Raw genomic sequence first — 21,905 nt, 5'->3', positions numbered from 1 at the left:
GTGGCAGCGTGCCTTGGCTCGACCCGCGCCGATGGAGGTTATGGTCGCTTCCTCCTGTGGTGCTGGCCTATGTCGTGACGGTGGACTTTTCGGCGTCCCTCGTCACGCTCGCCACCGCATGGCGTACCCCTGCCGAGGCCTTCGTCTGGCCTCTGTTCGTGCTGCTGGCCGGGGGTGCGGTGCTGCACCTGGAAGCCGCGCAGGGGATTGAACGGATCCGCGAAATCTCACGCGAGGGCTCGCCACACGCCCACATGCAGTCGGTGTGGCTGTTCGCGGGCGTGCTCGTACTGCCGATGCCACTGCTGGTGGCGCTGATCACGATCAGCTACCTGCACGCGTGGCTTCGGGTCTACAAGCGGCGGGCGGTCCTGTTCCGCAAGGTGTTCTCCGCAGCCACTGTCGTACTCGCGTGTGCGGCGGCGCAACTGGTTCTGGGATTCTTCTCGAACCGGCCTCTTGACGTTGACGGCCCGATCGGGCTGATCGCACTGGCCAGCGCGGGCCTGGTGTACTGGCTGGTGAACTACGCGCTGGTGGTCGGCGCGATCATCATGACCAACCGCGACCAGCCCGCTCGGGCGGCTTTGGGCAACGCCTCGGACCAGCTCATCATCCTGGCCTCGATCGGGCTGGGGTCGGTGCTGGCGATCATGATGAGCAACCGGCCGTGGCTGGCGCCGATGCTGCTGCTGACCGTGCTGGCCCTGCACATGGGTCTGCTGCTCCCCCAGTTCCGCGTCGCTGCCCGCACGGACTCCAAGACCGGGCTGGTCGACGCGACGTTCTGGCACGACGTCGCGGGCCGCGAGATCGAACGCGCCCGCCGCCTGCTGTCCACCGTGGGCGTGCTGATCCTGGACCTCGACCACTTCAAGCAGATCAACGACACCTACGGCCACCTCGCCGGCGACCGCGTGCTGCGGGCCGTCGCGGACGCGTTGAAGCACTCGGTGCGCTCCTACGACCTCGTGGGCAGATTCGGTGGTGAGGAGTTCGCCGTGTTGCTGCCCGGTGTCAGCACCGACGAGGTCCGAGCCACCGCCGAACGCATCCGGTTCGAGATCGCGAGCCTGCACATCGTCGTGGTCGACCGCCTGGGCGAGGACCAGGTCGTGTCCGGTCTGACGGCGTCGGTGGGCGCCGCGGTGTTCCCCGACACCGCGACGGAGCTGAGCCCGTTGCTGCTGGCCGCGGACGACGCGCTCTACTCGGCGAAGAACAACGGCCGCGACCGCGTCGCGACCGCTCGGGTGTTCTAGATCCGCTGAAGGACCTGGCGGGCTCGTTGGACGACGAGCCTGCGTTGCCGGTGCGCGGCGAGCTGCACGGCGTGGGTCGCGGTGGCCGTGGCGGCGGTCTTGTCGCCGAGTTCGAGCTGGTCGTGGGCCATCTCGGTGAGCGCGTCGGGTTCCAGCAGCAGGGCGCCGTGCTCGCGCATGAGGGCCAGGGCTCGTTCGCTGCGGGTCAGGGCGGCGCGCGGGTCGGTGCCGCGCACGGCTGAGGCGAGGCCGATCAACGCGGCGGCTTCGCCGTAGCGGAAGCCGATCTCCTGGGCGAGCGCGACGGCCTTCTCGTAGGTGGCTTGGTCGTGCTCGATGGTGGCGATGATGCGGATCAGGTTCGCTTCGACACGCCGGTCCCCCATGCGCAGCGCGAGAGTGAGGGCGTCGTCGGCGAACGACCGGGCCTGCTCGCGGCGGCCGGCGTCGAGGTGGCTCTCCGCCAGGCACGCCAGCGACGACAGCTCACCGAATTTCTGGCCCGCGTCGCGGCAGTAGGCCAGGACCTGGTGGTGGATGTCGAGTGACTCGTCGAGGTTGCCCAGGGCCCAGTGGGCGATGCCCAGGCCGTTGAGGGCGCGGTGGGCGGCCTCGCGGTTGCCGGAGAGCTCGGCGAGGTCGCGGGACTGTTCGTGCCACTCGACGGCGTCGGCCGGTTCTCCTGCGAACGCGGTGGCGACGCCGATGAAGTTCAAGGCCATGATCTCGGCCTCGGTGTTGCCCGCCTGGCGGCTCACGGTGAGCGACATCCGGTACTGGCGCAGGGCGTCCTGGGGGCGGCCCTGTTGCTTGAGGTGGCTGCCGACGTTGCGCAACGCCTCGGCTTCGGCGTCGAGATCGCGCAAGTCGCGGGCGGTGGCGAGCATCTGCTCGTGGTGGCCGACGGCCTGGTCGAAGTCGCCGAGGTTGTGGTGCAGGTGCCCGAGCAGGTCCAGCAGTGCCATGCAGGCCTTGTGGTCGCCCGCCTCGGTGGCCGCGTCGAGGGCCTGGGTGCAGGCGGCGACGGCTTCGCGGGCGTGACCGCGGGCCCGCAGGTAGCCGTGCAGGACGCTGAGCAGGCGCCACGCGTGGTGCCGGGCGGCCGGCCGGGTCGCGGCCCAGGTCATGGCGGCCAGGAGGTTGTTGCGTTCCTCGTCGAGCCACGACAGGGCGTTCGGGTCTGCGTGCGCGACGTAGAAGTCGATCAGCCGGGTGACGGCGTCGTCGTTGGTGGCGGCGCGTGAGGCGGCGTATTCGCGGATGAGGTCGTGGAAGGCGTAGCGGCCGGGTTCGGTGCGGTGCAGCAGGTTGGCGACGGTGATCCGTTCCAGCGCGCGTTTCGTGTCGCGCTCTGCGGCGCCGACCAGGGCCGCGGCCGCGGCGGTGCTGATGTCCGGACCTGGTGCCAGGCCGAGAAGCCCGAACAGAGTCTGGTCCTGTTCGGACAGTCGCAGGTAGGACTGGTCGAACGCGGCACGCACGGCGGAGCGTTCGTCACCGTCGATCGCGAGCTCGTTCAGCCGCCCGCGGGCGAGCTCGCGGGTGTAGGCGGCGACACCGCGGTGCGGGTCTGCGGCGAGGTTCGCGCCCGCGATCCGCAACGCCAGCGGCAGGTGCGCGCAGGCGTTCGCGAGCTCGCCGATCGCGTCGGGTTCGGCGTCGGCACGCGTGGTGCCCACCATGTCGGTGAGCACCGCGCGGGACTCGGCGCCGCTCAGCACGGTGAGCGGGAGGTGACCGGCGCCGGGGGTCACCGCGAGGCCGCGCAGGTCCGTGCGGCTGGTGATCAGCACCCGGCAGTCGCCCTGGCCGGGCAGCAGCGGCCGGACCTGGTCGGCGTTCACGGCGTTGTCCAGCACCAGCAGCATCCGGCGGCCGGTGAGCATGCTGCGCAGCAACGCCGCCTGCTCCTCGACGTCGTCCGGCACGTGGTCACGAGGCTGGCCCAACGCGCGCACGAACCGGCTCAGCGCGGCAGCCGGCGACAACGGCGGATCCGCGGCGAAACCCTGCAGGTTCACGTACAGCTGCCCGTCCGGGAACTGCTCGGCCCACCGGTGCGCGACGTGGATCGCGAGGGTGGTCTTGCCGACCCCGGGAGGGCCGGAGATCACGACGTTGCGGTGCGCTCCGACCATCCGGGTCAGGTCGTCGATCACCGCGGTGCGGCCGACGAACCGCTGCACGTCGCCGGGCACCTGCCACACCACGACCGGCGCCTTGGTGGCCGGGACGGGTTCGGTGCCGTCGTTGAGGATCGCCTGGTGCGCGCGTTGCAGGCGGGCGCCGGGTTCGACGCCGAGCTCCTCGACGAACCGCCGGTGCAGCTTGCGGTAGGTCTCCAGCGCCTCGGCACGGCGACCCGTGCCGTCCAGCGCCACCAGCAGCAACGCCCAGAACGACTCCTGCCACGGGTGGTGCTCGGTCAGTCGCACGAGTTCTCCGAGCACGTCGCGGTGGCGGCCGAGTTCGAGGCTGACCTCGAAATAGCGTTCCTGCACACGCAGGCGTTCCTCTTCCAGCAGCGGCACCTCGTCGCGCTGCAACGGCTCCGACGGCACATCGGTCAGCGCCGGGCCACGCCAGCAGGCGAGAGCCTCGGCGAGCAGCCGCCGTTCGTCCTCCGCGGCACCTTCCCGCGCGTCCGAGGCGAGCTTCTGGAACTTCAACAGGTCCAGCTGATCCGGTTGCAGGCGCAGCAGGTAGCTGTTCGGGCGGGTCTCGATCACCACGTCGTCGCCCAGCATCCGCCGCAGCCGCAGCACGTACATCGAGGTGCTCTTGTGCGCGGCCGGTGACGGATCCTCGCCCCACAACCAGTCCGCGAGGGTGACCACGGGCACGGGGCTGTTCGCCCGCAACAGGAGCGCCGCCAGCAGCACTCTCAGCTTGGGGGCGTTGAGCTGCACCGGCTGCCCGTCCCGCTCCACCTGCAGCGGGCCGAGCACACCGAACGCGACACTGCCCATCCCGGGCTAACTGTCCAGGAAGGTCGCGATCTGCTTGGCGACCTGGTCCGGTTCCTCCACCCACGGATAGTGCCCCACGCCCTCGTGCACGTACAGGGTGGCGTGCGGGAACAGCTCCGCGAGCTCGGCACAGCGGCGCACCGGCGAGATCGGGTCCACCGTGCACGCGTACACCAGCACCGGGTGGTCGAAGTCCGCCATCGCCCGCCGCAGCACACCGGGCACGAACGCACCCTCGGCGTTGTAGCCCAGCGCGACGTGGAACTTCCACTGACCCAGCTCGGCGTTCGCGTGCGCCTGCGCCCGCTCGTCCCAGCGCGCGTACAGCAGCGGCGACGCGGCGACCCGGTTCTCCACGGAGTCGTCACCGGCGGCGTTGCGTTCCAGCGCGGTCGTGGCACTTTCGAACCACGGCTGGTCCGAGCGTGAAGCCAGGAACGTGTCCCAGTCGCTCTGCTCCGGCGACAGGCCGACGCTGCGCAACGCGGGAGTGAGCAGGACCAGCTTGCCGACCCGGTCCGGGAAGTCCGCCGCATACCCCATCGCGATACCGGCGCCCGCCGAGTGACCCAGCACGTCGACCCGCGCCAGGCCGAGGTGCCGACGCAGCATCTCCACGTCACGGACCAGCATGTCCCGCCGATACGTGAACGGGTCCTCCGGCTCGTCGGACTCCCCCGTGCCCCGGTTGTCGAGGATGATCAACCTGCGCGCCGCGTCGAGACCGCCGAGCGTTTCCAGATACTCCGAAGCCCTGCCAGGGCCGCCCGCCAGCACGAGCAGCGGGGCACCCTCCCCTGCTTCTCGATAGGCGAGTTCGGTGCCGTCGAACGAGGTGAACCGTGCCATGCTGCACATCATGCCGAAGATCGCCACGGCCGACGTCGTCGACCGGCCGCAGCTGCTCGAGTTCCTCCGCACCCGCCACCACGGCGTCCTGATCACCCGCCGTTCCACCGCTGACGCCGTGCAGGTCTCCCCCGTCGCCTGCGGTGTCGACGGCGAGGGCCGCATCGTTGTCTCGACCTACCCGCAACGCGCCAAAGTCCGCAACGCGCGCCGCAACCCGTCCGTCACGATGTGCGTGCTCTCCGACGACTGGGACGGCGCCTACGTGCAGATCGACGGCACCGCCGAGGTCCTCGACCTGCCGGAAGCCCTGGAGGACTTCGTCGAGTACTACCGCTGCATCGCCGGCGAGCACCCCGACTGGGACGAGTACCGCGCCGCCATGCTGCGCCAGGGCAAGTCGCTCATCCGCATCACCATCGACAGCTGGGGCCCCATCGCGACCGGCGGCTTCCCACCGGAGCTCGACGCCTGATGAAGCCGTGGATGAAGACCGTCCTCTGGGTCTACATCGCGTTCAACCTGCTCCAGACCGTCGTCCTGACGTTCAGCCCGGAGCTCACCGACCGCGCCTACCTCGGCGGCGAGATGACCCCGACGCGGGCGTTCCAGTGGTACGCCGTCGCCGGCTACCACGTGCTGATCATCGCGGTCACCATCGTCGCGATGGGCCTGCAGCGGGCAGCCGACCGCCGCAAGCTCATCGTCATCAACGCGCTGATGTACCTGTTCTGGGACGCCGGATCGCAGCTCGCCCACTGGGGCCGTGAGATCGGCATGGCCACGTCCGACCTGCTGATCAACTCCGGCGTCAGCATCGCCACCGGGCTGCTGCTGCTCGCCGTGGCCTGGTTCGACCGCGACTAGACCGCCCAGGTCCCGCCCCAGCCCTTCGGCTGCTCCAGCAGCACACACGGGCCACCGTGCGGACCTTCGATCGACGCGATGAGTCCGGTTGGCACGGTCGTGGGCTCCAGCAGCACCCGACCGTCCAACTCGGACACACGCTCACACGCCCGCGCCAGGTCGTCGACCGCGAAGTACGCCGTCCACCCCTGCGCGCGAATCGTCTCCAGACGACCCGCGACCGGACGTGGATCGCCGTGCCGCGACGACATGAACAGCACGAAATCCTCCGCGCCGGGCCTGGATTCCCAGCCGAGCTCGTTCATCCAGAACTCGTCCTCGGGCGCGTCGGTCATCAGCTCCACCCAGCACGGCTCACCGTGCCGCGGCGGCGGCGCCCACGGACCGTGCAGCACCCGGCCACTGTCCACAGAGGAATTGACCTTCAGCTCACGCGGCTCGTCACCGTCGAAGAAGAAGCGCCAACCCTGTTCTCCCGCAACGACTTGCGTCGCGAGTCTGTCACCGACCCAGCCCGAGAACGATCCGCCCGGCTCTGCTATCACCGTCCAACCGAGCACGGCGGCGAAGAAGTCCACCGACAGCTCAGGCTCGGCAACACTCAGTTCAAGACGACGCAGACCACAAGACGACACGGGCATCCCATCAGGCGGTGATCAGGAGCGCGCACCATCCTCTGCTCCGACCACCTGAGACGACAATGCGCCATTCGGCGGCATGCGCTCCGCGTTCACCACGTCACGCAACGGCACCGGCCTGCCGAGGTGGAAACCCTGCCCCACCCGGACCCCGAGCTTGCGCAGAGCATCCACCTGGGACGGTCGCTCCACCCACTCCGCCACCGCCGACAACCCCAGCCCGTTCGCGATCTGCACGATCCCCGACACCAGCACCGCGTCCGCGTCGTTGGTCTCGATGCCCTTCACGAACTCGCCATCGATCTTGATACCCGTGATCGGCAAGTGCTTCAGGTGCACGAACGACCCGAAACCACTGCCGAAGTCGTCCAGCGTGATCCGGCAACCGAAACTCCGCAGCTGCGTCGCCAGCGTGACCGCGGCGTCCAAATTGGTCACCGCCGCCGTCTCCGTGATCTCCAGCCCCAGCCGGCCCGGCGCCACACCGGCCTTGCCGAGCTTGTCCAGCACGAACCCACCGAAATCCGGGTCCTCCAGCGTGCGGCCGGAGACGTTGACGTTGAACCGGAGCCTGGAGTTCGGCTCAGCGACCAACGCGTCGATCGCCGTGGACAGCACCCAACGGTCGACTTCGAGGATCAGGTTGCTGCGCTCAGCCACCGGCAGGAAGTCCGCCGGCCCCAGGTACGGCTCCTGCTGGTCTTCCAGACGCAGCAGCAGCTCGTGACCCAAGGTCTTGCCGCTGTGCAACTCCACCATCGGCATGCCGTAGAGCGCCAGGCCGTTGCCCGCGAGCGCCGCTCTTAGACGGTCCAGCACACTCACCCGCTTGACCGTGTCCGCGTAGTGGTTCGGCTCGTACACCGTGACGCGATCGCGGCCCGCTGCCTTGGACGCGTACAGGGCGAGGTCGGCGTTCGCCAGGACCAGCTCCCACGAGTCACCCGGACCGAACTCCGCCAAGCCCGTGCTGACCGTGATCCTGGCCGGCGTGCCGATACCCGCGAGCGGGAAACCCGCCACCGCGTCCCTCAGGCCGTCGGCCACTTCGGAGGCGTCCTTCGGGGACGCACCCGGCAGGACCACCGCGAACTCGTCACCGCCGAGCCTCGCGATGAGGCGGTCACCCAGGCGCGATTGGAGTGCGGACGCCAGCATGCGCATGACGCGGTCACCCACCGCGTGGCCACGCAGGTCGTTGACGTCCTTGAAGTTGTCCAGATCCAGCACGAGCAGCGCGCCGGAGCCGTTGTTCGCGAGCTCCTGCTCCAAGGCGCGGGTGAGCGCCCGGCGGTTCGGCAGGCCCGTCAGCGGGTCCTGCTCGGCCATCCTCACGAGCTCGTCGTGCACCCTGGAGGACTGCGTGACGTCGTGCGCCGTGCCGAGCGCCCTCAGCGGAGCGCCGTCGTCGCCGACCACGACCTCACCGAAGCACTCGAACACCCGCTCCTTGCCATCCGGACGCAACATGCGATGCGTGTACGTGAAGACAGACCCGGTCTTGAGCGCCGCGTCCAGCGTCTCCTCGATCATCGGCAGGTCGTCAGGGTGCACCAGCTGCGAGTACATCTCGAAGTCGAACGCCGTCCCCGGCGAGAACCCGAACATGTCCAGCAGAGTGTCCGACCAGGTCACCCGATCGTCCGCGATGGACCACTCCCACGTGCCCATCCGCCCGAGAGCCTGCGCTCGTCGGAGAGCGTCAGCCTCCTGGGTGACAGTCAGCTCGCGATCCCGCCACGCAGACACGTCCACGACCTCGTACATCAGGTCGTCCCCGAGCTTCGAGCACCGAACCTCAAGCCACTTCGGACCGGGCGCCAGCACCTCCCGCGCAGGCGCCGCCACCTCAGGCACCCCCGGAAGAAGCGCCGGCAACGACCGCCCGTACGCCTGCTCCACCGGAATCCCGAGCACAAGGCCCAGCGCGCGGTTGCACCACAACAGGTTCCCGCGCGCATCCGTCACGGCATAGCCGACATCCGCTCGGTCCAGCACCGTGCGGGTATACGAGGTCACGCGCGTCATGATCGTCCGATCACCGGACGTAAGCAACCCGCTACGCCGGTCAGTTCGCTATTTCGCGAACGGCTATGTGGAACACGGCCTCAGCGAAGCCGCTCCAAACCCTTCGCCGACTCCACGAGCTCAGCAGCCAACTTCCGAAGCTCCTCGTTCTCAGCCCCGTCCTGCGCCGCCGTCACCACGTCCTCCGCGGCACACCGCAGCTGGAACAACCTGTCCTGCAAATCAGCCAGCTCAGCGGTGGAGAGTACAACAGCGTCCTCGGGAAGCCCGCCCCGCTGCAACGCCGCCCGCCGCTCATACGCCCGCTGACGACACGGCTGCGCGCAGTACCGCCTCGGCCGGCCGATCCGCCCACTCCCCGGCAACCGCCTCCCGCACCACGCACAGTGCTTGGGCTCATCCGCCTCCATGGAGCGCTCCATGGCGCGCGACGGTAGCGGGTGGCGGCGGGTGGTCTCCAGCGACGCGCCAGAAACCCCGACCTTCGTAGGGAACCGGACAGTACCGGTAGGGCGATTGGTGTTGGGTTTGGGTGGGGTTTGATCGGCTTCGGTGACGTTGTGACGGGATTTGGGTGCGGGCGGGTGGCTTGCGGCGACCCGGTGCCGGTTCCGGACGAGAGAGGCGGTTGCCGGACGGCGGGTCGCGTTCCAGCGGCGCGTGCTGGCAATCGCCGTGCGAGGGCGGACGCGTTCCGGGCGGGCGGGTCGGCTTGCGTGGGCCGGCTGCGGTTCCAGCGGGGCGGTCGCCTTGCGTGCGTGGCCGGACGGGCCGTTGCTGAGCTCTGGTTGCGTCATCGCCGGTTGCCGTGATTGCCGCCGCTCAGCGCGACACAAGGCCGGCTCGCCTTCGGCGTTGCCCTGCGCGACATGAGGCCTGTCCGGCTCGCTTCGCGTCGCCGTTGAGGGGTGCCTCAGCTTCGCCGTCGACCGTGCCAGCCCGCCTCCGTTGGCTACCCGCCGCGCCGCGGCGGGTGTGGGTCGGGCGGTTGAGCTGGTTCGGGAGACCGTCAGGTCTGAGTTTAGTCAACACTGAAGTGATAGAGGTAAAGAAGAAAGTGTCCCGCCACCCACTGTCCACTCCGAAGCCATGACCGGGAGGCACACTCAGGGGGTGACCCACCCGTACCTCGCAGGCCCGCACCCCCGCGCCTTCGCCCACCGCGGCTGGCACGTCGGCGACCTCGCCGGCATGGAGAACTCGCTGAGCAGTTTCAGGCGAGCCGTGCAGGAGGGCTACCGCTACATCGAGACCGACGTGCACGCCACCGCTGACGGTGAGGTTGTGGTGCACCACGATCACACGCTCGACCGCACCACCGATGGCGAAGGACGCGTGGCGGACCTGCCGTGGACCGAGGTTCAGCGGGCGCGCGTGGGTGGGCGGGAGCCGATCGCGCGGCTGGCGGACGTGCTGGAGGAGTTGCCGGACACGTTCTTCAACATCGACGTGAAGGTCGACGGGGCGGTCGAGCCGATCATCAACCTGCTGCGCAAGGCCAAGTCGTTGCACCGCGTGTGCCTGGCGAGCTTCTCGGACAACCGGCTCGCGAGGCTGCGCCGCAAGGGTGGGCCGGAGCTGCTGACGTCGATGGGGCCGCGGAGTGCAGGCGCGTTGTGGGCAGCAGGCCGGATTCCGTTCGCCGGGCTCGCGGTGCGCGGGCAGGTGGCTCAGGTGCCGCGCAGCCAGGGGCGGTTGACCGTGGTGGACGAGAGGTTCGTTCAGGCGGCGCACCGGCGGGATCTTGAGGTGCACGTGTGGACGATCGATGACGAGGCGGACATGCGGGCGTTGCTCGACATCGGGGTGGACGGGCTGGTGACGGACAGGCCGGATGTTCTGCGCGAAGTACTCCGGTCGCGCGGCACCTGGTAACAGCTTGGACAGGCGATCATGGGATGAGTCGGCGGACAAGTACAGTCCGCCGACATGAAGGTCAAGGGCGACGACGCCGCCGACGCCACCGCCAGCCGCCGTCGGGAACAGCGCGGCTGGGTCTGGTACGACGTGGCGAACTCCGTGTTCCCCACGTCTGTGGTCACAGTCTTCTTCTCGCTGTACCTCACGGACATCGCGGCCAACGCCGCCAGGGCCGACACCGGGCTCAACGGCGCGAACCCCTGCGCCAACGACAACACGTTCGACCACTGCGACGTCACGATCTTCGGGCTGCAGTTCCCCGCCGGATCGCTGTGGGGCTACCTGCTCTCACTCGCCACGGTCATCCAGGTCGTCGTGCTGCCCGTCATGGGCGCCATCGCCGACCGCACCCAGAGCAAGAAGAAGATGCTCGCCGGGTTCGCCTTCACCGGCTCCGCGGCCACCATCGCGCTCGCGGCCGTGCAGGGCACCAACTGGCACCTCGGTATCGCGCTCTTCGTGCTCGCCAACATCTGTTACGGCGCCAGCGTCGTCGTCTACTACGCCTTCCTGCCCGAGATCGCGCCACCCGACGAACGGGACGCCGTCTCCAGCCGCGGCTGGGCCTTCGGCTATCTCGGCGGCGGTGTCGCCCTGGCGATCCAGCTCGGCATCACGCTGTCCGCCGAACCGCTCGGCATCACGAAGGCCGACGCCGCACGCATCGCGTTCGTCATCTCCGGCATCTGGTGGGCCTCGTTCACGATCATCCCGCTGCTGCGCCTGACCGAGCACCAGTCCCCGCACGGCCGCGAACACGGCACCTCGGTGATCTCCGCGGGCTTCAAGGAGCTCGGCCAGACCCTCAAGCAGGCCAAGGCCTTCCCGCTCACGCTGGCGTTCCTCGGCACGTACCTGATCTACACCGACGGCATCGCGACCGTCGCCAACGTCTCCGCCCAGTACGGCAGCGTCGAGCTCAAGTTCGAACAGGAAACGCTGATCACGACGATCCTCATCGTCCAGTTCGTCGCGTTCCTCGGCGGCGTCCTGCACGGCGCCGTGGCCAAGAAGGTCGGCGCCAAGAAGACGATCCTCGGCTCGCTGCTGGTGTGGATCGTCGTGATCACCGCGGCGTTCTTCGTCAAGACCGGCGACGAGATCCAGTTCTACCTCGTCGCCGCCGGCATCGGCATCGTGCTCGGCGGCACGAACGCCCTGTCCCGCAGCCTCTTCAGCCAGATGGTGCCACCCGGCCGGGAAGCCCAGTACTTCTCGCTCTACGAGGTCGGCGAGCGCTCCACCAGCTGGCTCGGCCCGCTGGTGTTCGCCGGTGTCGGACAGGCCACCGGCAGCCTGCGGCCCGCCATCCTCGCGTTGATCATCTTCTTCGTCGCCGGGTTCGTCCTGCTGATCTTCGTCCCGGTCCGCCGGGCCATCAAGGCAGTCGGTAACGAAGAACCGAAGCTCGTCTGACCGGTGCGGCGGCGCTGATCACCAGCAGCGCCGCCGCCACCACGTTGAACGCGGTCGCCTCACGCGGCCCCTGCAGGACCAGGATCACGAGCGGGCCCAGCAACAGCAGGCTGAACAACGACAACGCCCGCCCCAGCACGAAATCCCCGCGCACGAACCCGTACGCCCGTACACCGAACACCGCGATCGCGAGCACGGCCACCCCGCTCCCCCACACCAGCGGTTCGGCGAGGCCCAGCAGCACCGCTCCCCCACCCCACCACGCGAGCCTCCTGGCCGGCGGCGTCGGCGCCTCCCGGTGGAAACCCAGGCACAGGCACGCGAACGTGACGAGCTGCGGCAGCTGGTAGAGCAGACCCGCGAACCCCGTCCCCGGCATCGCCACCTGCAGCGCCAGCGGCACCAGCAGCAGCCCGGACACCACCTTCGCCGCCGTCCGCTGCCCGCTCAGCAGCAACACGAACGCCGCCAGCGGCGCCAGGCCCCACAGCAACCAGCCGAGCGTCCACTCAGGAGTGTCCAGCGGGGCGAACGCGCCGTAGACCGACGGCGCCACGTGGGTGAGCCCGAGCAGCAACCCGAACATCCCCAGCGCCCGCACGATCTCGCCCAGCCACACCGGCCCGCTCGCGGCCGTCAGATGCGTCCGCACGGCCAGGCCCAGCACCGAGAACGCCTCACCCCAGCCCGGCCAGCCGTGCTCCAGGTCGAGGTCGTCGGTCCGGCCGGCCAGGAACAGGCCGACCATCTCCTCCTCGCGGTCGCGCCGGTACCACCGCGGCAACACCTTCAGCAGCAAGCGGTACCGGCGTTCCAGGTTGCTCATGACAGCCTCGCCGACGGCTTCCGGATGGGCGCGACCACCGTCAGCAAGAGCAGCACCGCGAGCGGCAGCACGAAGATGAGGATCTCTCCCCCGATCAACGGGAACACCAGCGGCGCCAGCTGCAGCAGCGCGAACAACGACAACGCCCGCCCCAGCACCACGTCACCGCGCACGAACGCGACCACCCGCACGATCAGCGTGACCAACCCGATCACCAGCAACCCGGTGCCCGTCGCGAGCCCACCGGCCAGGCCGAGCAGCAACGCTCCCAACGCCCACCAGCCGAGCCTCCTGGCCGGCGGCGTCGGCGCCTCCCGGTGGAAACCCAGGCACAGACACAGGAACGTCACCAGCGCCGGCAGCTGGTACACCAGCCACGTCCAGAAGTGCCCCGACTGCCCGATCATCACGAACGCCGGCAACACCGCCGCCAGAGCCGCGAGCTTCGCCAGCGTCCGCCTGCCGTTCACCAGCGCCACGAACGCCACGACCGGCGCCACGTCGAACACCCGCAGCCACGTCAGCCCACCGATGATCTCCGGGTGGTTGTAGGCGTAGAACATGCTCGTGAGCGACGCACCCGCGTAGAAGACGCTCAGCAGCAACCCGAGCATCCCCAGCGCGCGCACGACCTCCCCGCGCCACACCACCTTCGCCGGCGCCTGCGTCAGCCCGCTCCCCGCCGCGAGATGCGTGCGCACGGCGAGACCGAGCATCGCCCCGGTCTCGCCCCACCCCGGCCAGCTGTGCTCCAGGTCGAGGTCGTCGCTGCGGTCGGCCATGAACAGACCGACCATCTCCTCCTCGCGGTCCTGCCGATACCACTTCGGCAGGACCCTCAGCAGCCGCCGGTAACGGCGCTCCAGATTGCTCACACCTTGCTCGCCCATGGCAGCACTCCCCTCCCCCTCAGCACCGCCGACGCCGCGCGCACGTTCGCGCTCAGCCTGGCCACCTCCGCCTGCAGCGCCCGCACACCGGAGTCGGTGAGCTTGTAGTAGCGCCGCAGCCGCCCCTGGTGCACCTCTTCACGGTCGCGCTCGGCGAGCCCGTCCGCCACCAATCGGTCCAGCACCCCGTACAGCGTCCCGACCCGCAGGACCGTCCGCCCCTCGGACAGCTGCTCCACCGCCTGCACGATCGCGTAACCGTGCAACGGCTCCTCCGCGAGCGCGGTGAGCACGAGGAACGCCTGCTCCGACATGACTCGACCACTCATGTCGTTGAATATATCGCGGCGCGAGCTATATCGGGGAGCGGAACAACCGGATGAGTCCGGTTTCAGGCAGCACTGAAGCTATCGAGAGTGCTGGAAGGAAGTTTGCCGAGGCGTTCGCGCTGCGGGAAGTCGCCGACGGGCACCCGCGCCACCTCCCGGCCGGTCCGGTAGTCGATCACCGAGACCGCGTCCAGGTTGGACAGCGTGACGAAGCAGTGGTTGCCGTCCACGCTCGTCAGCGACCAGTACGGCAGCGCCCCCACCGGGTAGTGCACGAAGGCGTCCGTGGTCAGTCCAGGCCGCGAGACGATCGCCGTGTAGTCGTCGATCGTGCCGGCCGTGCAGAGCTTGTCCGCTCCCCCGTTGAGCGCCATGCCGTGGTGCGCGGAGTTCTGCGGGTACTCGTCCTCCTTGAGCTTGCGGCCTGCCTCGCTGAACGGCATCTGGACGGTCTTGGTGATCTTGCCGGCGACGAGGTCGAACTCGGCGAACCCGTTGAGGTAGGACAGCTGCAGGTAGAGGGTCTTCTCGTCGGGCGTGATCACCGACGGCCGCACGCCGAACTCGAAGTCGTACGAACGCACCTTCTGCAGCGACTGCGCGTCGACGACGGTGACCCGCTTGGCGCCCTTGGCCCAGTTCATCCACTTCGGCAGCGCGGGGTTGCCGATGCTCATGTTGTAGATGCGCTGGCCGTTGGGCGAGTACATGTTCTCGTGCGGGTACGCGCCGGTCGCGAACGATCCGAGCACGCGGCCGGTGGCGGCGTCGAGCACCTGCGCCTTCTCCGCAGTGATCGCCGAGATGACGTACTTGGTGCCGTCGGGCGAGAGCGTGGCGTGGTCGGCCTTGAAGCCTTCGAGCTGGGTGCGCCACTTCTGCTGCCGTGACGCGACGTCGAACGCCACCGCGTCGCCGAGGTTGCCGCGCGAGACGATCAGCGTGCGGCCGTCGGGCGTGAGGTGGGCGTCGTCGACGAACTTGTCCCCGACCTGGCCGCGGATCACCTCGTAGGCGGCGCGGCGGACCGGGTCCATCTCGTCGATGCGCTGCTGCTTGTCGGCGGCCACGTCGAGCGTGCCGACGCCTGCGAAGGTGTGGCCGTCGAGGAACGTGACGGTGCCGGCCACGGAGTTGCCGACGATCACCACGTCGCGCAGGGCGTCGGCGGCACTGGCGGCCGGGGCACTCGTCAGCCCCAGGCAGATGACAGCCAGCAGGAGACGTGCAGGGTTCATCGTCCTCTGGTCCTTTCAGGTGTGTACGCGCTTCCACGAACACCTGAAGGATTCTCACGTCTGGGTGATGATCGGGACCGCCATTCGCGCGATGGCAACTATTAGTCAACACTGAAGTCATCGAGTTGATACAGATGTTTCGACCACCTCAGCAGCGGTTACCTCCACTCAACGGTTTCGAGGCTCGCGCGGAGGGACGCACGATGGGCAGGGATACGCCGTGGGGATTCCTCAAGATCAGGACCCAGGCACTAGGGTGACCCGCCGTGGACGCCCTTCCCGATCCGACAGATGCCCTTTCCGCTGTACCTGTCGCGGGTTCCCGACGCTCGACGCCGGTGGTGGGGCACCTCAAGTTCTTCTTCGGCCCCATGGACTGCGGCAAGTCGACGCTCGCGCTGCAGATCGACCACAACAACTCGCGGCAAGGTCGCCGCGGGCTGCTGCTGGTGCGGCACGACCGTTCGGGGCGCCCGCAGATCTCCAGTCGCATCGGCATCACGCGCGAGGCGGCGGAGATCCGCGACGACGACCTCCGCCGGCTGGTGCGGGCGGAGTGGGCAGAGGGCCGCCGCGTCGACTACCTGATCGTCGACGAGGCGCAGTTCCTGTCACCCGAACAGGTGGAGCAGCTGGCCGAACTGGCGGACGACGTTCAGGTCGACGTGTACTGCTTCGGGCTCGCCACCGACTTCCGCGGGGAGATGTTCCCCGGTTCGCAGCGGTTGTTCGAGTTGGCGGACGAGCTCAAGGCGATTCAGGTCGAAGTTCTGTGCTGGTGCGGGGTGCCGGGACGGTTCAACGCGCGAGTGCGGGCCGGACGGGTGATACGTGCCGGAGACACCGTTCTGGTCGCCGACACGGTTTCGGACACGGAACAACACCGATCGGGTACAGAGAGCAACTGTGTAACCGATACCACGGAAACTACTGTCCGCTACCAAGTGCTCTGTCGGCGTCACTTCCGACTGGGTGACCTAGGCCCTGACGTCGCACAAAGTGGCCAACTCCGCTTGGCATAGCCGGTTACACACAGGGATCGCTAGGCCATTAGAGTGACGCGTGAGCACAGTAGCTTGATAACGCGTCACGATCCTGTGGCGATCGCATCCATTAGTAGGAAGCCTTCGTTGACGAGTGAACGACGTCACTGTGGGCGACCATGAGAGCGAACCGGAAACAAACGGAGCAATCCGGGCGTTGCACACGGTGAGCAAGAAGCCTGGGCCCCGGCCCTGAGCCGAGCGAAAGGACACCGCCATGGCCGACCGCGTTTTGCGTGGCAGCCGGCTCGGAGCAGTCAGCTACGAGACCGACCGCAACCACGATCTCGCTCCGCGCCGGGCAGCGCGGTACGCCTGCCCGAAGGGACACGACTTCGAGGTCCCGTTCTCCGACGACGCCGAGTTGCCGCCGACCTGGGAATGCCGCCTCCACGGCACCGAGTCGAAGATCATCGACGGTGTCGAGCCGGAGGTGAAGAAGGTCAAGCCGCCGCGCACGCACTGGGACATGCTCCTGGAGCGCCGGTCGATCCCCGAGCTCGAGGAGCTGCTCGACGAGCGACTCGAAGAGCTGCGCGGACGCCGCACCCGCACGGCCTGATCTCACAACCGCTTCAAGCCGTCCCGGTCTCCCGCCGGGACGGCTTTTTGCGTGCGCAGAACCAGCCTCCTGCCCCACCACAGACCGACGGCCGCCAGCACGGTCCAGATCGACAGCGCCACGATCGACCGCGGTGACCCGAGGTCGCTCAGCGCGTCCCCCAGCACCGCCGCGAGCACGGTCGGCGGCACCAGTCCCAGCGCCGTGCCGAGCGCGAAGTGTTTCGCCCTGACCGAGGTGACGCCCGCGCCGTAGTTCGCCAGCGTGAACGGCAGCACCGGCAGCAGCCTGATGACGAGCGTCGCCTCGACACCCTTGCGTTTGAAGACCTCTTCGAGGACGTGCAGCCGCTCCCCCAGCGTTGTGGCGACCGCGTCCCGGCCGAGCGCGCGGGCTGTCGCGAACGCGATCATCGCTCCCGCGGTGAACCCCGCGATCGCGAGCACACTCCCCCACGCGACGCCGAACAGCAGCCCCGACGCGGTGGCGAGCACCGGTTTCGGGAAGAACACCGCGGTGCCGAACGCGCAGACCGCGACGAAGATCGCCGGGGCCGCCGCTGTGCCGTCGATCAGCTCGCGGAGTCGCGCGCCGTCAGGGATGTCCACGAGCTGCGCGGTGACGGCCAGCGCGATGACGAGCAGCGCCAAGACGATGAGGCCCGCGCGTCGCATCAGTCCAACGTACCCGGCAAGCTGGACCGCATGACTGTGACGCTGCCGTCCGGCGAAGTCGTGCCCGCGCTCGGCATGGGCACGTGGATGATGGCCGAAGACCCTGCCCGGCGTTCCGACGAGATCGCCGCGCTGCGGTGCGGCCTCGACCTCGGGCTCACGGTGATCGACACCGCCGAGATGTACGGGTCGGGTGCCGCCGAGTCGCTGGTCGGCGAGGCCGTGTCGGGCCGCCGCGACGAGGTGTTCCTCGTGTCGAAGGTGCTGCCCTCCAACGCTTCTGCCGCCGGGGTGGTGCGCGCCTGCGAGGCCAGCCTGCGCCGCCTCGGCACCGACCGCCTCGACCTGTACCTGCTGCACTGGCGCGGCAGCGTGCCGCTCGCCCAGACTTTGGAGGGCTTCGCGACGTTGGTGGAGGCCGGCAAGATCCGCCACTGGGGCGTCAGCAACTTCGACCTGGCCGACATGCGCGAGCTCACCGCGTTGCCCGGCAACTGCCAGACCAACCAGATCCTCTACAACCTGTCCCGGCGCGGCCCCGAGGCCGACCTCCTGCCGTGGCACGCGTCCGCCGGCATGCCGATCATGGCCTACTCCCCCGTCGAACAGGGTCGTTTGCTGGGCTCTCCGGTCCTTGCTGCGGTTGCTGAGCGGCTGGACGCCACGCCCGCACAAGTCGCGCTGGCGTGGGTGCTGCGGCTGCCGCACGTTCAGGCGATCCCGAAGGCAGGCACCGTCGCGCACGTGCAGGAGAACGCCGCCGCCCGCTCGTTGCGGCTGTCTGCCGAGGACTTGGCGGAGCTTGATCGCGCCTTCCCGCCCCCTTCCGGCCCGGAACCGCTGGCCATGCTTTAGTTCTGGCCGTGAGCTGGACCGGAATCGAGGCGTGGGCCCGGACTCACGCGCCCAAGCTGCCTCTGCTGCCGCCCTCTTCCCCCGCGGACATCGCGGCCGCGGAAGACGTTCTGGGACTGACGCTGCCGGCCGATCTTGCGGCGTGGTGGCGGCAGTTCGGCGGCATCGACGACAAGTACACCCGCTGGGAGCTCATCGCGCCCTCCTGGCACCCCTACTCGCTTCGTGAGGCGCTCGACGACCGCACCCGGATGATGGACGCGATCCGGGGAATCGCCTCTTCCTCGCCCGACGAGGAGGCCGCGTCGGGCGAGCCGGCGGGCTCGCCGTGCTCCGACTGGTGGCTGCCGGGGTGGTTGCCGATCGCTTCGGACGGGTGCGGCTGGTTGCTGTTCGTGGATCTGCGCGGTGGGCCGTTGCACGGGTGCGTGATGGAGTGGGACAAGTACGGCGGGGCGGAGAACGAACCTCTGTGGCCCAACGTGACGGAGATGTTCGCGTTCGCTTTGCGGGCGCTTGAGAGTGGAGACGGGGAGCGCCGCGTGGCGCTCGACGACGGGCTCTACTGGGAGTGACACCCGTGACGGTCGAGGGGACCTGGGCGCAGGTGGACTCCTGGGTCCAGCGGAAGGCGCCGGCGCTGCACGCCGCGTTCCTGCCACCTGTCGACGGGCGGCTCGCGGACCTTCCGTCAGATCTGGCGGCGTGGTGGGGACTGTTCGGTGGGGTGGACCGCGTCTTGCTCGGCGACTCCAGTCCGCTCATCCCGGAGTACTTCCACCCGCTCGGTGCCGATGCTGCCGTCCAGCTGCGCGACACCTGCCTCAGCACCAGCGCCGGGTGGCTGCCCGGGTGGCTGCCGATCGCCATCGACTTCGAGGGCGAGGACGTGCTGTTCGTGGATCTCCGTGGCGGGGCTGTCTGGACCTGCGAACACGGGCACGGCCCCCACGCAAAGCCGACCTGGCCGAGCGTCACCGCGATGCTCGAACACCTCTGGCGCATGCTCCGGCACAACGACGACCCGGTCCACCGCCTGTCCCTCTGGTCCGACGGCCACCTCAGTTGGGACGTGCGTCCCGTTCTCACCCCGGACTCACGTCCGGTTCAGTAACGTGAACTCCCGGTCTTACCAACCAGACACCAGGAAGCGAGGTGAGCGACACATGCCAGGCGACAGTAGCCCGCGCAGGTCTTTCACCTCGCTCGCCTTCTTCGGGCACGCTCGAGTTTCTGGCGTGTGACGCACACCCCCTGCACACAAGGGGAGTCACACGATGCACGTCTTCGACATGACGCTGCGCATTGCCGAGAGCATGGGCCTCGGCGCGTTGATCGGTTTTGAGCGGCAGTACCGCGCCCGCATGGCCGGGCTGCGGACCAACGCCCTCGTGGCGGTGGGGGCCGCGTTGTTCGTTCTGCTGTCCGCGCAAGGGTTCGACGGCCAGGGCGACCCCACGCGGGTGGCCGCTCAGGTCGTGTCCGGGATCGGCTTCCTCGGCGCGGGCGTGATCCTGCGCGACGGGCTGTCGGTGCGCGGACTGAACACCGCGGCCACGCTGTGGTGCGCGGCCGCGGTGGGTTCGTTGGCTGGTGCCGGGCTGCACGTCGTCGCGGCGGCCGGCACGGTGGCGATCATCGCGGTCAACGTCGGCCTGCGGGAGTTGGGCCGGGCGGTGGACCGCAAGGAAGAGGACTAACGCGGTTGGTAGGTCAGGCAGTTCGCGTGGTGGTCGCCCTGACCGGCGCCGATGCGCACGCTCTGCGCCGTGCACTCCAGCGAGGCGTTGTGCGTGCAGTCGGTGCGGAGGCAGGCGCCCACCTGCGCGACGACCTTGTCCAAGCCACCCTTCGTGCTCAACGGGATGAAGGTGCCGCAGTCCGCGGCTCCGTTGTCGCCGCGCACGGTGATCGCGAAGGCGTGGCACCCGTCGTGGTTGTACGAGCACTCACTCACGGTGCAATCGTGGACGGCGGGCATCGCCGGGTTCTCGAGAGTGGTCATGTCCGCTCCTGCCGTGGTGGGAAAGGTTCGGTGATCCGGACGATGCCACCACGGCAGAAGGCCCGCAATTCGAGATTAATTAGGCGAGCCTATCCTTCAACAATCATTTCCAGCCACGCGCATGAGCCGCCGGTCTTGGTGATCGCATCGGCCAGCCAACGTCGTTGCACGGCGCTGAGCAGCGGTAACACCGCGTGGAAGTCGGCGGTGTCTTTTGGGCGCGGCGATTTGGACTTGTAGAAGAGTTGAATCTCGGGAGCCAGGTACGGGATCGGGGAAGAGCGGGTCAGCGTGGCGATGGGGCGGCGCACGCGCGGATCACGCCGGGAAACCCAGTCGTCGCCGGACGATTCGTCGAGCATCACCTGGACGCGCCACGTTTCGGAACCGGCCGGGCGGCACCAGATGTCGTGGACGTCCGGCGGCAGGATCTCGCCGGGCCGCCACGGGCGAAGCGTGCCCGGCGGGTCGGCGGCCCACCACTCCCAGCCCGCCAGCGCCTGTTGCGCCGCGAGCTGGTCGCGGCGCAACAACAACACGTCGATGTCCGAATGGGGCCGCAGAGGACGGCCGACCGCCAGTTCGATCGCGTAGCCACCGGCAACGCACCACCACGGGGCGTCCGCGAACAGACCGGCCACCTCGGCCGGGCTCAACGGATCCCACGGAAGGTCGATCACCCGTGGTCCAGCACGCGACGCAGGAACCGTTGCGTCCGCTCCTCCTGCGGATCACCGATCACCTGCGCAGGCGAACCCCGCTCCACGATCACTCCGCCGTCCAGGAACAGCACCTGATCGGCAACGTGCTCGGCGAACCGGATCTCGTGCGTGACGATCACGGTGGTCCACCCCTCGGCGGCCAGGTCCTTGATCACCGCCAGCACCTCCCCCACCAGCTCTGGGTCCAGGGCCGAGGTCGGCTCGTCGAACAGCACGACACGCGGCTTCAGAGCCAACGCACGAGCGATGCCAACGCGCTGCTGCTGCCCACCGGACAGCTGGTACGGGTACGACGAGGCCTTGTCAGCCAATCCGACCTGATCCAGCAGCACCCGAGCCTCAGCGACGACCTCGTCGACATCACGCTTCTGAGCCACGACCGGCCCCTCGGTCAGGTTCTCCAGGACCGTCCGGTGCGGGAACAGGTTGTGGGACTGGAACACCATCCCGCTCTGCCCACGCAGCCGCTGCCCAGCAGCTCGACCGGCCTTCCCCGGCGGCAGAGCAGAGAAGTCCACCGACACGTCGTCGATCCGGACCACGCCGGAATCCGGGACGTCAAGCACGTTCAGCGAGCGCAGCACAGTGGTCTTGCCGGAGCCGGACGGTCCCAGCAGGACTGTCGACGTGCCGCGAGGGGTCGAGAAGTCGATGCCGCGCAACACGTCCAGGGAGCCGAACGACTTGTACAGGCCGGACACTTCGATGCGGATGTCGGTCATCTGTAGTCCTCCGAGAGAAACCCGGCCTTCACGGCACAGAGGAATCGGGCCATTGCAGCACGAGGCGCGGATAGCTGGTTCGCCGTCAAT

Annotated in this window: 23 protein-coding genes and 1 pseudogene; 11 read left to right on the top strand and 13 right to left on the bottom strand. The window is 68.8% G+C overall.

The genetic code is table 11. The annotated features are described in order from the left end of the window. Positions 1-59 precede the first annotated feature (59 nt). The gene (locus LFM09_RS18500; protein ID WP_414097711.1) at positions 60-1,262 is read left to right on the top strand and encodes a diguanylate cyclase; all 1,203 of its coding nucleotides are present in this window, start codon (positions 60-62) and stop codon (positions 1,260-1,262) included. Here LFM09_RS18500 and LFM09_RS18495 read toward each other — a convergent pair. Next, positions 1,259-4,231 carry a BTAD domain-containing putative transcriptional regulator gene (locus LFM09_RS18495; RefSeq protein WP_414097710.1) on the bottom strand — a complete coding sequence of 991 codons (2,973 nt, stop codon included), beginning with the start codon at positions 4,229-4,231 and terminating at the stop codon, positions 1,259-1,261. The two genes, LFM09_RS18500 and LFM09_RS18495, sit on opposite strands and share 4 nt — an antisense overlap. A 6-nt stretch (positions 4,232-4,237) precedes the next feature. Beyond that, positions 4,238-5,080 carry an alpha/beta fold hydrolase gene (locus LFM09_RS18490; RefSeq protein ID WP_414097709.1) on the bottom strand — a complete coding sequence of 281 codons (843 nt, stop codon included), beginning with the start codon at positions 5,078-5,080 and terminating at the stop codon, positions 4,238-4,240. 10 nt (positions 5,081-5,090) lie between these two features. Between LFM09_RS18490 and LFM09_RS18485 the strand changes: the two genes are divergently transcribed. Beyond that, the gene (locus LFM09_RS18485) at positions 5,091-5,555 is read left to right on the top strand and encodes a PPOX class F420-dependent oxidoreductase (protein WP_414097858.1); all 465 of its coding nucleotides are present in this window, start codon (positions 5,091-5,093) and stop codon (positions 5,553-5,555) included. Positions 5,556-5,566: 11 nt separating this feature from the next. Beyond that, positions 5,567-5,947 (top strand): hypothetical protein, encoded by a 381-nt coding sequence (locus LFM09_RS18480; protein WP_414097708.1) that lies wholly within the window; start codon positions 5,567-5,569, stop codon positions 5,945-5,947. Here the strand turns inward: LFM09_RS18480 and LFM09_RS18475 are convergent. The 3 genes from LFM09_RS18475 to LFM09_RS18465 form a co-directional block, all read right to left on the bottom strand. After that, positions 5,944-6,588, bottom strand: a complete 645-nt coding sequence (locus LFM09_RS18475; protein ID WP_414097707.1) for a VOC family protein — start codon at positions 6,586-6,588, stop codon at positions 5,944-5,946. The genes LFM09_RS18480 and LFM09_RS18475 overlap by 4 nt on opposite strands. 15 nt (positions 6,589-6,603) lie before the next feature. Next, on the bottom strand, positions 6,604-8,604 hold the full coding sequence (locus LFM09_RS18470; RefSeq protein WP_414097706.1) for a putative bifunctional diguanylate cyclase/phosphodiesterase: 2,001 nt from the start codon (positions 8,602-8,604) through the stop codon (positions 6,604-6,606). 89 nt (positions 8,605-8,693) lie between these two features. Beyond that, the gene (locus LFM09_RS18465; protein ID WP_045316915.1) at positions 8,694-9,035 is read right to left on the bottom strand and encodes a hypothetical protein; all 342 of its coding nucleotides are present in this window, start codon (positions 9,033-9,035) and stop codon (positions 8,694-8,696) included. Between the two features lie 667 nt (positions 9,036-9,702). Between LFM09_RS18465 and LFM09_RS18460 the strand changes: the two genes are divergently transcribed. Continuing rightward, on the top strand, positions 9,703-10,488 hold the full coding sequence (locus LFM09_RS18460; RefSeq protein ID WP_414097705.1) for a glycerophosphodiester phosphodiesterase: 786 nt from the start codon (positions 9,703-9,705) through the stop codon (positions 10,486-10,488). Positions 10,489-10,542: 54 nt separating this feature from the next. After that, positions 10,543-11,949, top strand: a complete 1,407-nt coding sequence (locus LFM09_RS18455; protein ID WP_414097704.1) for an MFS transporter — start codon at positions 10,543-10,545, stop codon at positions 11,947-11,949. Here the strand turns inward: LFM09_RS18455 and LFM09_RS18450 are convergent. From LFM09_RS18450 to LFM09_RS18435, 4 genes are all read right to left on the bottom strand, one after another. After that, on the bottom strand, positions 11,912-12,775 hold the full coding sequence (locus tag LFM09_RS18450; protein WP_414097703.1) for a hypothetical protein: 864 nt from the start codon (positions 12,773-12,775) through the stop codon (positions 11,912-11,914). The genes LFM09_RS18455 and LFM09_RS18450 overlap by 38 nt on opposite strands. After that, entirely contained in the window at positions 12,772-13,665 is an 894-nt protein-coding gene (locus tag LFM09_RS18445) for a hypothetical protein (protein ID WP_414097702.1), read from the bottom strand. The genes LFM09_RS18450 and LFM09_RS18445 overlap by 4 nt, the downstream gene beginning before the upstream one ends. After that, the gene (locus LFM09_RS18440) at positions 13,647-13,979 is read right to left on the bottom strand and encodes a PadR family transcriptional regulator (protein WP_414097857.1); all 333 of its coding nucleotides are present in this window, start codon (positions 13,977-13,979) and stop codon (positions 13,647-13,649) included. The genes LFM09_RS18445 and LFM09_RS18440 overlap by 19 nt, the downstream gene beginning before the upstream one ends. Positions 13,980-14,056: 77 nt before the next feature. Further along, positions 14,057-15,232, bottom strand: coding sequence for a YncE family protein (locus tag LFM09_RS18435; RefSeq protein WP_414097701.1), 1,176 nt, complete (start codon positions 15,230-15,232; stop codon positions 14,057-14,059). A 266-nt stretch (positions 15,233-15,498) separates the two neighbouring features. On the opposite strand from LFM09_RS18435, the gene LFM09_RS18430 reads away from it, so the two are divergent. Together LFM09_RS18430 and LFM09_RS18425 are read left to right on the top strand one after the other, a co-directional pair. After that, positions 15,499-16,254, top strand: coding sequence for a thymidine kinase (locus tag LFM09_RS18430; RefSeq protein ID WP_414097700.1), 756 nt, complete (start codon positions 15,499-15,501; stop codon positions 16,252-16,254). 238 nt (positions 16,255-16,492) lie between these two features. After that, positions 16,493-16,837 (top strand): RNA polymerase-binding protein RbpA, encoded by a 345-nt coding sequence (locus LFM09_RS18425; RefSeq protein WP_030466135.1) that lies wholly within the window; start codon positions 16,493-16,495, stop codon positions 16,835-16,837. Between the two features lie 2 nt (positions 16,838-16,839). Here LFM09_RS18425 and LFM09_RS18420 read toward each other — a convergent pair whose 3' ends face one another. Next, positions 16,840-17,511, bottom strand: coding sequence for a TVP38/TMEM64 family protein (locus LFM09_RS18420; protein WP_414097699.1), 672 nt, complete (start codon positions 17,509-17,511; stop codon positions 16,840-16,842). Between the two features lie 30 nt (positions 17,512-17,541). Between LFM09_RS18420 and LFM09_RS18415 the strand changes: the two genes are divergently transcribed. The 4 genes and pseudogenes from LFM09_RS18415 to LFM09_RS18400 all read left to right on the top strand — a co-directional run. Next, positions 17,542-18,366 carry an aldo/keto reductase gene (locus LFM09_RS18415; RefSeq protein ID WP_414097698.1) on the top strand — a complete coding sequence of 275 codons (825 nt, stop codon included), beginning with the start codon at positions 17,542-17,544 and terminating at the stop codon, positions 18,364-18,366. A gap of 8 nt (positions 18,367-18,374) precedes the next feature. Beyond that, positions 18,375-18,941, top strand: a complete 567-nt coding sequence (locus tag LFM09_RS18410) for an SMI1/KNR4 family protein (protein ID WP_414097697.1) — start codon at positions 18,375-18,377, stop codon at positions 18,939-18,941. 5 nt (positions 18,942-18,946) lie between these two features. Next, positions 18,947-19,480 (top strand): hypothetical protein, encoded by a 534-nt coding sequence (locus tag LFM09_RS18405; RefSeq protein WP_414097696.1) that lies wholly within the window; start codon positions 18,947-18,949, stop codon positions 19,478-19,480. Positions 19,481-19,643: 163 nt separating this feature from the next. Then, positions 19,644-20,060 (top strand): annotated as a pseudogene (locus tag LFM09_RS18400) (MgtC/SapB family protein); the annotation flags it as partial. Positions 20,061-20,062: 2 nt separating this feature from the next. On the opposite strand, the gene LFM09_RS18395 reads toward LFM09_RS18400, so the two are convergent. The 3 genes from LFM09_RS18395 to LFM09_RS18385 all read right to left on the bottom strand — a co-directional run bounded on the left by LFM09_RS18395 (position 20,063) and on the right by LFM09_RS18385 (position 21,815). Continuing rightward, on the bottom strand, positions 20,063-20,371 hold the full coding sequence (locus LFM09_RS18395) for a DUF1540 domain-containing protein (protein ID WP_414097695.1): 309 nt from the start codon (positions 20,369-20,371) through the stop codon (positions 20,063-20,065). Positions 20,372-20,460: 89 nt separating this feature from the next. After that, a complete protein-coding gene (locus tag LFM09_RS18390; RefSeq protein WP_414097694.1) occupies positions 20,461-21,027 on the bottom strand; it encodes a nucleotidyltransferase domain-containing protein in 567 nt (188 codons plus the stop codon). A 20-nt stretch (positions 21,028-21,047) separates the two neighbouring features. Further along, the gene (locus tag LFM09_RS18385; RefSeq protein ID WP_414097693.1) at positions 21,048-21,815 is read right to left on the bottom strand and encodes an amino acid ABC transporter ATP-binding protein; all 768 of its coding nucleotides are present in this window, start codon (positions 21,813-21,815) and stop codon (positions 21,048-21,050) included. Positions 21,816-21,905 lie beyond the last annotated feature (90 nt).

The sequence above is a fragment of the Lentzea alba genome (genome assembly GCF_047445655.1).
GTDB classification, from domain to species: domain Bacteria; phylum Actinomycetota; class Actinomycetes; order Mycobacteriales; family Pseudonocardiaceae; genus Lentzea; species Lentzea alba_A.
Note: the sequence above shows the minus strand (reverse complement) of the source record. Positions and strands in the feature narration are given on the sequence as shown.